The 11656-nt window shown below is 37.5% G+C and carries 10 protein-coding genes; 6 read left to right on the plus strand and 4 right to left on the minus strand.

Annotation, left to right across the window (positions count from 1 at the left end; all coding sequences use genetic code 11):
• Window positions 1-354: 354 nt before the first annotated feature.
• From D0817_RS13530 to metG, 3 genes are all read right to left on the minus strand, one after another.
• Window positions 355-1242, minus strand: a complete 888-nt coding sequence (locus D0817_RS13530; RefSeq protein WP_127338914.1) for a DMT family transporter — start codon at window positions 1240-1242, stop codon at window positions 355-357.
• Between the two features lie 113 nt (window positions 1243-1355).
• Window positions 1356-2453 (minus strand): acyltransferase family protein, encoded by a 1098-nt coding sequence (locus tag D0817_RS13535; protein ID WP_127338915.1) that lies wholly within the window; start codon window positions 2451-2453, stop codon window positions 1356-1358.
• Window positions 2454-2485: 32 nt separating this feature from the next.
• Window positions 2486-4543, minus strand: a complete 2058-nt coding sequence (gene metG / locus D0817_RS13540) for a methionine--tRNA ligase (protein WP_127338916.1) — start codon at window positions 4541-4543, stop codon at window positions 2486-2488.
• Window positions 4544-5391: 848 nt separating this feature from the next.
• On the opposite strand from metG, the gene D0817_RS13545 reads away from it, so the two are divergent.
• From D0817_RS13545 to D0817_RS13560, 4 genes are all read left to right on the plus strand, one after another.
• The gene (locus D0817_RS13545; protein ID WP_026984188.1) at window positions 5392-5619 is read left to right on the plus strand and encodes a CDGSH iron-sulfur domain-containing protein; all 228 of its coding nucleotides are present in this window, start codon (window positions 5392-5394) and stop codon (window positions 5617-5619) included.
• Between the two features lie 140 nt (window positions 5620-5759).
• Window positions 5760-6893 (plus strand): DinB family protein, encoded by a 1134-nt coding sequence (locus D0817_RS13550; RefSeq protein ID WP_127338917.1) that lies wholly within the window; start codon window positions 5760-5762, stop codon window positions 6891-6893.
• 128 nt (window positions 6894-7021) lie between these two features.
• Window positions 7022-7588: a hypothetical protein gene (locus D0817_RS13555; protein WP_127338918.1), complete on the plus strand. Its 567-nt coding sequence runs from the start codon at window positions 7022-7024 to the stop codon at window positions 7586-7588.
• Window positions 7589-7607: 19 nt separating this feature from the next.
• Window positions 7608-9158 (plus strand): patatin-like phospholipase family protein, encoded by a 1551-nt coding sequence (locus tag D0817_RS13560; RefSeq protein WP_161568436.1) that lies wholly within the window; start codon window positions 7608-7610, stop codon window positions 9156-9158.
• Here the strand turns inward: D0817_RS13560 and D0817_RS13565 are convergent, their stop codons facing one another.
• Window positions 9159-9443, minus strand: a complete 285-nt coding sequence (locus D0817_RS13565; RefSeq protein ID WP_127338920.1) for a hypothetical protein — start codon at window positions 9441-9443, stop codon at window positions 9159-9161. It lies immediately after the preceding gene.
• A 201-nt stretch (window positions 9444-9644) separates the two neighbouring features.
• Here D0817_RS13565 and D0817_RS13570 point away from each other — a divergent pair, with 201 nt between their 5' ends.
• Both D0817_RS13570 and serS read left to right on the plus strand, forming a co-directional pair.
• The gene (locus D0817_RS13570; RefSeq protein ID WP_127338921.1) at window positions 9645-10184 is read left to right on the plus strand and encodes a DMP19 family protein; all 540 of its coding nucleotides are present in this window, start codon (window positions 9645-9647) and stop codon (window positions 10182-10184) included.
• A gap of 196 nt (window positions 10185-10380) precedes the next feature.
• Window positions 10381-11652: a serine--tRNA ligase gene (gene serS, locus D0817_RS13575; RefSeq protein ID WP_127338922.1), complete on the plus strand. Its 1272-nt coding sequence runs from the start codon at window positions 10381-10383 to the stop codon at window positions 11650-11652.
• Window positions 11653-11656: the final 4 nt, after the last annotated feature.

Below are 11656 nucleotides of genomic sequence, written 5' to 3' on the forward strand. Positions count from 1 at the left end.
AGGTTTGAAGTTTTCTTTGTTTCAGGTTTTAATGCTGAGATTTTTTTGCCACGAATTACACGTATTACACGAATTTTCACGAATTTTTTTTGCCACAGATTATAGAGATTCCAAAGATTTGAAATAATCTGCCAAATCTGCTCGATCTGCGTGAGAACTTTTTTGCCACGACCCAAGCGACAGCGAACAGGCGAAGCAATTTCACGATTGATCACGAATTTTTTTGCCAGAGATTATCGAGATTTCAGGATTTAAAAAAATCTGCTCCATCTGCCAAATCTGCGAGAAAAATTTTTAAAACTAATCGGTGTAAACCCATTTAAATCCGTAAAATCCGCGAACCAATTCCCAATCTTAGTTCTTAGAAAAGAACCTGCCCAGAGAAATTGTCTTATCGTAAAACGTAATCCGGATTCCGAAAAGCAAAATCATTCCGCCGAAAACCATTTGTAAAGTTATTTGTTCTTCTAAAAACAACCAAGCTAATATCGAAGTAATTACAGCCTGACTCAATAAACTTAACGAAACACGTGTCGCACGCATGTGTTGCGTGGCATAACTGATGGAAAGCCAGGCGCACAACTGGCAAATTATCGCCTGGAGTACAAATACAAACCAACCCGTATTGGAGAATCCCGTAAAAGATTCATCCAATGCATAACAAAGAATTCCTAAATAAGCGCTGGAAGCCAGTAAACTAATCGTCATAAACGATAAAACATCAACATGGGAAAGCACATTTTTACTCACCAGAAGATAAATCGAATACAGGATTCCGGACAAAACAGCAAATAGGAACGCCTGATCAAAATTGAGTTCCAGAAAAAAACTAAAACCAACTAAAGTCACCATTCCGAATAACGAAACGATAGTTCCGATCCAGAAATTGACAGCCGGCCTTACTTTCAAAAAGAAAAAAGAACCCAGCCCAACCCACAGCGGAGAAAGATTAGTTAACAAGGAAGCCTGCGTCGCACTCGAATCCTGAATCGCGATATTCCAAACCGCAACATCGGAGGCAAACAGGATTCCGCATAGTGCCGCTAAAAGTGTCAATTTTAAGGTTGGAAGTTTAAAGTTTTTACTCAAAAGCACATAAGGCAAAAGCAAAGTCACGGCAAAAAACATTCTGTAAAAAGCAGAAATCAATCCCGAAGCTAAACGCAATTTGATCAATATCGGAAAAATCGAAATACAAAGTATGCCGCAGATTAAAGCTAATCTTGGTTTGGTGAGTTTCATTTTATGTGTTTGAGATAAAATATTAAACAGAAATTAAAAATTACTCAAAAGTAAATTAAGTTGTTAGCTACTTACGCAATATGTAATTCAATTTTTTTATAATATTTCATAGCTTAAATTTTTTGAGGCTTTACCTTTTGTTTTTGGAAAAAAGATTCGAAAGAGTTTGTGAATTTTTTTCCAATTTTTATCATGGGTAATTCGAAAAAATTATAAGAAAATATAGATATTAGGATTGTTAGAACTACTGTAGTGCCGAGAAGTAAAAAATTATTTTTCGAATTTATTTTCTCTAGCAAAGAACCGGTATATAGGTAAACAACCGGATGGATTAAATAAATTCCATAAGTTGCTATGCCAAACGTTTCGAGAATATTGCCAAATGTTTTAGGGACATTAATGTTTAATTTATAAAAACAAAATACAATGATGAAAGATAATATTGAGAATACGATCCGGCCTATTCCGGTGACTATTGAAATTTGATTACCTGAGAAAGGAAGTATACAGAATAAAATGACTGCAATAATTAATAATGATAAGTTTAATTTAGTACTAATATTTGTTTCTTTGAAATTATAAAACAAAGCAATACCCATTACATATAGAAATAAATTATTGAATGGATTTACATAAGTTGGCCATTGCGCTGGTAAATCAAGATTGGACTTTAATAAATAAAAAGAAAAGAAAAGTCCAATAATTAAGGTAAAGACAAAAAACACGTTTCCAAACCATTTTTTTGTATTATATAAAAACAAAATAAGCGGAGTCAGAGCATAATAAACCATTTCATTTCCTATTGACCATGCTCCTGTTGGTATATATGCCGTAGGTTTAAGAAACCCAAATAAAGTTGTTAAATTTAGAAACAATAATTTCCAGTCAAAAGTACCGGTTTTCAGCAATATTGGAATAACCAAAACAAAACATATTACCCATAATAAGGGCCAAATTCTAAAGATTCTTCGTATGTAAAAGATAATTGATTTTAAAATAGAATCAATATAGGTGTTGTATACAATTGCCATACTTAAGCCCGAAAGAATAAAGAAAATAGAAACTCCATATATTCCTAATCTCCCTAGCGGATTACTAGCGTCTAAAGGGTTAAAAATCCAATATATTAAATGATAAAACATTATAGATAAAGCCATTAATCCTCGTAACCAATCTAACGTTTCAACTCTTGATTTTTTTAAGTTATCCATGTTTTTCTATAATGTTTTTTTAAGATTTAGTTTTAATTCACCGTCTCACCATTCGGTGCATCAGCATCCGGATTGATGAAAACCAGTTTCCCTTCTGCATTTGTAGTCATCAGGATCATTCCCTGGCTCTCGACACCACGTAAGGCTCTTGGCGCTAAGTTGGCGAGAACAGAAACACGTTTTCCGATGATTTCTTCCGGTGTAAAGCTTTCGGCAATTCCCGAAACAATTGTACGAACGTCAATTCCGGTATCTACTTTCAGAACCAGCAGTTTGTTTGCTTTTGGCATTTTTTCTGCTTCCAGAATAGTTCCGACACGAATGTCCATTTTAGCGAAATCTTCAAACTGAATTAATTCTTTCTGAGGTTCCACTTGTTTGTTTTCGGCAAGATTGGCCGTTTTGGTAGCTTCCAGTTTGTCTATTTGTTTTTGTATTTCTTCGTCTTCGATTTTGGCAAAAAGCAATTCGGCTTCACCAATCTGGTGGCCTTCCGGAATCAATTCTGAATTTTCAGCAACGTCATTCCATTTCAGTTTACCTTCGTTTTTCAATATTCGGGACAATTTCGCGGCAGTAAAAGGTAGGAACGGTTCAGCAAGAATACTCAACGCAGCAGCAATTTGAAGTGCTACGTACATTTGGGTTTTTACACGCTCCGGATTGTCTTTCATCACCTTCCACGGCTCTTCGTCTGCCAGGTATTTATTACCTAAGCGCGCCACATTCATTAATTCGCCCAAAGCCTCACGGAATCTGTAACGCTCTACCGAACTTGAAATCACGGCCGGATACGCTTTCAATTCTGCCAAAGCAGCTTCGTCAACTTCTGTAAATTCATTTGGTGTCGGAATGTATCCTTCGTAATATTTGTTCGTCAGCACCACCACACGATTGATGAAGTTCCCAAAAATCGCTACCAGTTCGTTGTTGTTTCTCGCCTGAAAATCTTTCCAGGTAAAATCGTTATCCTTAGTTTCCGGCGCGTTAGATGTCAAGGCATAACGCAAAACATCTTGTTTCTCCGGAAATTCTTCTAAATATTCGTGTAACCAGACCGCCCAGTTTTTAGAAGTCGAAAGTTTGTTTCCTTCCAGATTCAAAAACTCATTGGCCGGAACGTTGTCCGGCAAAATATAGCTTCCTTCGGCTTTAAGCATCGCCGGGAAAATAATACAGTGAAAAACAATATTGTCTTTCCCGATAAAGTGAACCAGTTTGGTGTCTTCGTTTTTCCAATACGGTTCCCAGTCTTTTCCTTCGCGGGCTGCCCATTCTTTAGTAGACGAAATATATCCAATTGGCGCATCAAACCAAACGTATAATTTTTTTCCTTCGGCTCCTTCAACGGGAACATCAATTCCCCAATCCAGGTCACGCGTTACGGCACGAGGCTCCAGTCCGCCGTCAACCCATGATTTTACCTGTCCGTACACATTCGGTTTCCAGTCGTTCTTATGTCCGACTAAAATCCATTCTGTTAAGAAATCTGTATATCGGTCCAAAGGTAAAAACCAGTGTTTGGTAGATTTCAAAATCGGAGTTTCTCCTGTTATTGTCGATTTCGGGTTTATTAAATCCGTAGCATTCAGAGTCGATCCGCAATTTTCGCACTGATCTCCATAAGCTCCGTCGTTACCACATCTTGGGCAGGTTCCCACCACAAAACGATCTGCCAGAAACTGATTGGCTTTAGCATCGTATAATTGTTCTGTTATTTCTTCAATAAAATCACCATTATCATACAGTTTTCTAAAAAATTCCTGAGCCGTATCATGATGAATTTTAGCCGAAGTTCTGGAATAATTATCAAACGAAATCCCGAAATCAGCGAATGATTTTCTAATAATTCCGTCATATTTATCAATAACTTCTTGTGGTGTAATTCCTTCTTTTTTGGCTTTCATCGAAATAGCAACGCCATGTTCATCGCTTCCGCAAATAAACGCAACGTCTTTACCCTGTAAACGTAAATATCTCGAATAAATATCTGCAGGCACGTAAACCCCCGCCAAATGGCCAATATGTATAGGTCCGTTGGTGTAAGGCAAGGCTGCCGTAATAGTATATCTCTTTGGATTCTGTATCATATGTTGATATTAATTTTTTTTATTGGTCATATGTAATTCGCCTATGAAATCTTGTGTTTAAAGACAATTTTGTCGTACGCGCATTTCATAACTCAATTTTATTGCCTGCAAAAATAAGGAATAGAATCGAGAATTTGTTATTTCACGGAGATTCACAAAGAAAAAGCACGGAGATTCGTGAAGTTTTTTTTAAGTAGGGGGAATTAATCACGCAATCCCGATAGCTATCGGGAGCAGAGGCACAAAGTTTTATTTTACACTCAACGATTAATCATTTTGTCTGTCATTTCGAGGAACGAGAAATCTTCGCAAGCAGCTCGACAAAGATTGGAGAATTTTGGAATGGAGTTTCTTGCAAAGATTTCTCGTTCCTCGAAATGACAGGATTGTTTGTTTCTCAGTACTTTATGAGAATTTTTTTCAGGAGCTAATCCCGCTATTCGTTACAATCTTTTGTGCCTCCCGATAGCTATCGGGACGGCACAAAAGGATTTTCACTTCTATCGGGGCTAGTGATACACATTTGTCATTAGAAACACCAGAAACATTCGTAATTGTCCGGCTGAGCGAAGTCGAAGCCCACGTTTGCTGAATCACTTTGCGAGCTTCGACTTCGCTCAGCCGGACATTGTTTGCGTATTTCTGCAGAATCTGCGAGAAACAAAAGCTTTGTCAAATCTTTGCGGGTGCTTCGACTTTGCTCAGCTAGACAAACTTTGTGTATCTCTGTGCTTTTTATCTGTGAATCTCTGTGACAAAACCCATAAGATAGAACGAGTTTAAACTAGCCCTTGCGATAAAAACTTCGAAATATATTTTGCAACCTTTGCAGTGAAAAAAACAAAGTTATGAGCAAGACAAAATTAATCATCAATAAAAACGGATCCATCAAAATTGAAGGTGATTTCGAAATAATGGATTCAGAAGGAACGGTTTACGGATTACAAGGAAGAAGCGCACTAGGACTTTGCCGTTGCGGATTATCGGCCAACAAACCTTTTTGTGACGGTGGACATCGTAATAATTTCGAGCACGATTCAGTTGCATTCGATTTACCGCCTATGAAAACGAACTAAGAATCGTTTCTCAGATAATAGAAAGCTGCATTTTTATGCGGCTTTTTTTTATTCTGTTTTTTTACGTAATTATTCAATAATGATAGGTTAATTCCTTAAAAAAGTATATTATATTTACGGAAATTTTTAAAATATAAAGAATGAGAAGATTTACTGTCGTGTTATTGTTTTTTTGTTTTGTTTTGGTTCAGGGTCAGACAGCAAGGGTTATTTCGAGTGACTGGATGGGTTTCAGTCAGACCATAGACATTCAGACTCCGGTTAAGAAAAAATTTAAACTGATTGCTTCTGCAAAAGTAGAAACCGCAGAGCCTAAAGCATGGGCGGGAATCTGGGCAAGAGTGAATAATAAAAATGATGAAGTCGGTTTTTTTGATAATATGGGCGAAAGACCAATCAAATCAAAAGACTGGCAATCGTATACTGTTGAAGGAATCATTGATGAGAATAGTAAATCTTTGACTTTTGGAGGATTAAGCTCGTTTAATGGAAAGTTTTATTTTGATAAATTCCAGTTGTTTATTGAAAATGCAAAAGGTGTTTTTGAACCGGTAACTATTTTAAATTCTGGTTTTGAAACGCCTGTAAACAATGGCGATATTCCGAAATGGAATTTAGGAACCTCCAAAGCAAAATTGGTTAAGGTGAAGGAATATAAGATTTATTCTGATAAATCAGCCGCCGATGGAAAAAATGCATTAGTGTTGGAAGGAACAGGTATAAAAATAAAAGAAACGGGAAAAATAGGAAATGTTGAGGGTGCTTCACCTAAAATTGCCGACATGATCTCGATGCTGGAAGACCTTAAGGATCGTGTCGAAAGTACCGTTAAAAACATGAATCAGTATGAAATAGATTACCTGCATGATGAGAAGGCGAACCGAATTGGTGCTCTGGTTATGCATTTGGCTGCGGCCGAAAAATACTATCAGGTTTTTACTTTCGAAAACAGGGAATTTAATGAAGAAGAAAAGAAAATCTGGGAGGCCGCTTTAAACTTAGATCAGGGCGGACGCGATGAATTTAAAGGGCATGACATTCAGTATTATCTGGATATTTATAATGAAGTGAGAGCCAAAACGATTTCGGAACTGAAGAAAAGGGACGATGCCTGGTTTGCCGAAGTTCAGATGAAATACGATATTAGTAATCAGTATTGCTGGTTTCACGTGATGGAACATCAGTCCAGTCATTTGGGACAGATTTTATTTTTGAAAAAACGAATTCCGCCACCACCACAAGTACCCAAAATAGAAATGGGTATCAAACAATAAAAACTGAAGAAGCTGCACTAAAGGGTGCAGCTTTTTTTGTGTTCCTAAAAGCTAAAAAAAGTAGCAGAAGCAATTGTTGTTGAATTAATTATTTAATTTTAAAGGTTCTAAACAGTAAAACGATTTTCATGGAAGAATTTATTCATATCAAATCGATTATCGGCATTATTCTTGGCTTAAGCCTGACGCATCTCATTAAAGGATCTGTCATTTTTATACAGCATCCGGGGCGGAAAAAAATCTATTTTGTACACTCGCTCTGGGTCTTTTATGTTTTCCTGCTGATTATTCACTTCTGGTGGTGGGAATTTAATCTGAAACTCATTACAGAGTGGTATTTTGCGGATTATTTTTTCATAATCTCTTATATTCTTGTCTTTTACCTGCTCTGTGCGATCCTGTATCCTGATGACCTAATCGATTACGAAGGTTATGAAGATTATTTTTATTCGCGTAAAAACTGGTTCTTTGCCATTCTTGCCATCAGTTTTGGTGCAGATATGATTGATACGGCAATAAAAGGCGGCAACTATTTTTTATATAATCGGGGGGAATATTACATTCGCATCATCAGTCATATTCTTTTGTGTCTGCTGGGAATAAAGATTCACAACAAGGTTTTTCATGTGGTTCTGGTAGTATTGTTTATTGTTTATGAACTTTCGTATATTTTGAGATTATTTAATGTGGAATAAAACATCTAATGGTTCGGTTATGGTACAGAAAAGACTTCAGATCGTTTTTCTTTTTCTTTGTTTTGCAACTGAAGCGGTAGCTCAGAACAAGATCAATCTTTTCTCGGAGATCAACTACAATTCTATTCCTGCGGTGAATCTGAACGAATATAAATCGGTTCAGGAACGGGATAAAAGAATTCAGAATCCCAATATTGCCTTAGGTGTGGGAATCTCGGGAGGCGGATCCCGGGCACAGTTTTTTAGTATGGGCGTACTTTTGGGGTTAGAAGAAATTCAAGAAACAGATTCTCATCGCAATTTTTTAAACGAAATAGATTATTTTTCCACCGTTTCGGGCGGCTGTTATTCGGCGGGCTATTATTTAACCATACTGAAAAATAAATTGCAGTACGATAACTGTTCCTTCAATGAGTTTTATTTCTCTAAAGCCGACGCTTACAAAGCCGATGTCAATAAATCAGCATCACTTTTCTCCCTTCTGAATAACAGCAGAAATGAAAAAGGCGAAAAAATATCAATGACGCAGCGTTTGGATTTAGAGGTGCTGCAATACGACAGTTCCAATCCCGAAAATCCGGATAAGTTCAAAAACCAAATGCTGTTATCGGATTTCTTTATTCCAAAAGAGAGCAGGAAGAATCCGGAATTGCCCATGCTGGTTGCCAACGGAACGGCCTATAACAATGGAGAGCGGTTTCCTTTTATGCCGCATATTATCCGGTCTTTAAAAATAAATGCCTCACTGGCTCCCAATAAGTCAGATCTTCCCCTGGATAAAAATGAGATCAGTAATGGTTATGATTTTCCACTCACCTATGCGATTACGGCAAGTTCTGCTTTTCCGGGTGTGCTGCCCAAAACCAAATTCGGAATCAAAGGCCAGGACAAAATATTATGTGTGATTGATGGCGGTGCCTCCGACAATATGGGCTATCAGACTTTAATTGAACTGCTTAACAATGATACTAAAGTCGATAATAAAAACAAAAAAGCCCTTTTTATAGACTGTTTAGGGCAGGGGAAGAAGGAGCCATATATCACTGATACCAAAATCAGACTGATTTCTTTATTAGAGACCGCTTCTTTGTATACGGTACAAACCCGATACATCACTTTTGAAAAGGATGTGGAAGATGTGCTCGAAAAGTATAAAATTCCAATTTCAAATTTTCAGGTAATTGGTTTTACAACCTTACGCGATTATCTGTTAAAGCTAAAAAAAGACCAGGATTATGAAGAACTGGTTCTGCAATTGAAAAACATGGACGATGAAGACAGCAGCTGGTTGCAACTATATGTTGATTTTAGAACAAAACTAGTTAAAAACTTTGGTGCCGAAAGTTTCAAAAAAGACAAAACGGGCGAAGTAATGCTGTCCAGTTTAGATCAGGAAAAGTTTAAGGATTTTGGGGCCAGTGAACTCTTGCTATTGTACGAATATGCAGCACACGTTCAGACAAAACTAAAAACAACCCCGGAAGAAAAAGAAATGTTATTGCTCTCCGGCCGTTTTGCCGCTTTTGTGAAAACGAAGGAACTAAAACAATTGTTGACAGAACAGAAATAATTAAAGCCAATTTAATATTGCTCTGATGATCCAGAGAAGCACGATCAGGAGCAGGAAAGAAAATTGAACTTTATTGACCTTTTGGTTTCCGAACTTCCGAACCAGTAAACGGTCTATTATGACGGCGAATAAAACCAATACCAAACTGAATAAGATATAAATCCCCAGTAATCCGTCCTGCGCAGAATTACCGGCAATCAACATGATAGCATAAACAGTACCGGCAAGGATGGAAAGTATTCCCAGCACAAAAAACAGGGTTGGGTTTTTTATTGGTGTATTCATTTGTCTAGGTTTTTATCTCTTTGAAAATTACTTTTTTTGTTTTGATTTTTAATAACTTAGCGAATAGTTTTATGCAATTACGGAGAATAATTTTAAGTTTCGTTTTATAGAAATGACAAAATTGCGCATAAAAGCGATTTAGGATTTCTTTCATCAATTATTTTACCCGAAATTTGCACCAAACTCATAAAACAAACTCAAATGGAATTCGGCAGAATCATTATTTCAGAAACCGCAGCCAACAGCGAAAATCCTCAGGACGTGATCAACTCTAACATTTCGGTGATCAACCTGATGCGCGAAGAAAAAATAGACGACGACCTGATTCACGAAGATGCCTTGATGAGTTATTACTTAGATTATTATACTTCACAATATACAGAAGGCAATTTCTCGCAATTTGTCTACAATTCACGCTGGAACAAAGAACTGAACGAACTGATAGAGGAAGGCCTCGCTCTGATTGGCGCCGAAAAACATCTCGAGTTGTTTCAGACACAAGCCAAAAGAGTAAGATTGTTAAGTAGTGTAAAAATTGATAAATTCCTGAAAGGAAAACTCGAAGGCGTAAATCCAACAAGAGATTTATTAAACAACGATACTTTCTTCGAACTGGAAGAAAACCTGGTGACACTGAATGCCGGCTTCCTGAAATCCCATCCCGATACCGAAGTGCTTTCGGTAGACGAAATGTTCGCGGTTTTAGAGGAATTTGTCGGACATGAGATTAAAAGGGAATAGTTTTATTTCGCACCCTTTTCAAGGAAAAACCACAAAGCAGCACAGAATTGAATCTAAATCGCAAAGAAATTTTGTATTAGTTTCAGATTCCCCTGTGAAATTCGCTTTTACGGGCAACTTTGTCCTTATTCTTAACAAACATTTCCTTAAATTTGCTTCCTTTATATAAAAATAAAATAGTTACAAAAATCAAGCTATGTTACAAATCGCATTTATTAGAGAAAATCAGGAGAAAGTAATCAAGGCTTTGGCAAAACGAAATATCGATGCCAAAAGTGTTGTTGAAGAAGTGGTTCAATTAGATGAAAACCGTCGTGCTGCGCAGGTAGAATTAGACAATGTTTTATCTGAATCTAATAAATTATCCAAAGATATTGGTGAACTGATGAAAGCCGGAGAGAAATCCAAAGCGGCAATCTTAAAAGAAAAAACAGTTTCCTTAAAAGAAAAAAGTAAAGAATTAGGCGAAAAAGCGGAAGCTCTGGCTGTCGAATTAACCAATAAATTATATACACTACCTAACCTTCCGGCGGATATTGTTCCTGAAGGAAAAACTCCGGACGACAATTTAAACGTTTTTGAAGAAGGCGAAATTCCGGTTTTGCACGAAGGCGCACAGCCGCACTGGGAGCTGGTAAAAAAATATGACATCATCGATTTTGAATTGGGTGTGAAAATTGCAGGAGCGGGATTTCCGGTTTACAAAGGAAAAGGAGCCCGTTTGCAACGCGCGCTGATCAATTACTTTTTAGATAAAAATACAGCTGCAGGATACAATGAAGTTCAGGTGCCGCATTTGGTAAACGAAGCTTCAGGATACGGAACAGGACAATTGCCGGACAAAGAAGGACAAATGTACCATTCTACCATTGATGATTTGTATCTGATTCCAACGGCTGAGGTTCCGGTGACGAACTTGTTTCGTGATGTTCTGCTGAGCGAAAGCGAATTGCCGGTTTTACATACGGCGTATACACCATGTTTCCGTCGTGAAGCAGGTTCTTACGGAGCGCACGTTCGTGGACTAAATCGTCTGCACCAGTTTGACAAAGTAGAAATTGTACGCATTGAACACCCGGACAATTCATATAAAGCACTTGACGGGATGGTCGAGCACGTAAAAAACATTTTACAGGAATTGAAATTGCCTTACCGAATCTTACGTTTGTGTGGTGGCGATATGGGTTTCACTTCTGCTTTGACATATGATTTTGAAGTGTTTTCTACCGCGCAGGATCGTTGGCTGGAAATCAGTTCCGTTTCTAATTTTGAAACTTTTCAGGCCAACCGTCTGAAATTGCGTTTCAAGGACAAAGACGGAAAAAACCAACTGGCGCATACGCTTAACGGAAGTTCATTGGCTTTGCCAAGGGTTCTGGCTGGAATTTTGGAAAATTACCAAACGCCGGAAGGAATCGTAATTCCGGAAGTTTTACGTCCGTACTGCGGATTTGATATAATTGATTAATTCA

This window comes from Flavobacterium cupreum (assembly GCF_003996965.1).
Classification (GTDB): domain Bacteria; phylum Bacteroidota; class Bacteroidia; order Flavobacteriales; family Flavobacteriaceae; genus Flavobacterium; species Flavobacterium cupreum.

Coding starts and splice junctions, on each gene's coding strand:
- D0817_RS13565 (WP_127338920.1), bottom strand. CDS start 9,443: ATGAATACACCAATAAAAAACCCAACCCTGTTTTTTGTGCTGGGAATA.
- serS (WP_127338922.1), top strand. CDS start 10,381: ATGTTACAAATCGCATTTATTAGAGAAAATCAGGAGAAAGTAATCAAG.
- D0817_RS13545 (WP_026984188.1), top strand. CDS start 5,392: ATGAGCAAGACAAAATTAATCATCAATAAAAACGGATCCATCAAAATT.
- D0817_RS13560 (WP_161568436.1), top strand. CDS start 7,608: ATGGTACAGAAAAGACTTCAGATCGTTTTTCTTTTTCTTTGTTTTGCA.
- D0817_RS13535 (WP_127338915.1), bottom strand. CDS start 2,453: ATGGATAACTTAAAAAAATCAAGAGTTGAAACGTTAGATTGGTTACGA.
- metG (WP_127338916.1), bottom strand. CDS start 4,543: ATGATACAGAATCCAAAGAGATATACTATTACGGCAGCCTTGCCTTAC.
- D0817_RS13570 (WP_127338921.1), top strand. CDS start 9,645: ATGGAATTCGGCAGAATCATTATTTCAGAAACCGCAGCCAACAGCGAA.
- D0817_RS13550 (WP_127338917.1), top strand. CDS start 5,760: ATGAGAAGATTTACTGTCGTGTTATTGTTTTTTTGTTTTGTTTTGGTT.
- D0817_RS13530 (WP_127338914.1), bottom strand. CDS start 1,242: ATGAAACTCACCAAACCAAGATTAGCTTTAATCTGCGGCATACTTTGT.
- D0817_RS13555 (WP_127338918.1), top strand. CDS start 7,022: ATGGAAGAATTTATTCATATCAAATCGATTATCGGCATTATTCTTGGC.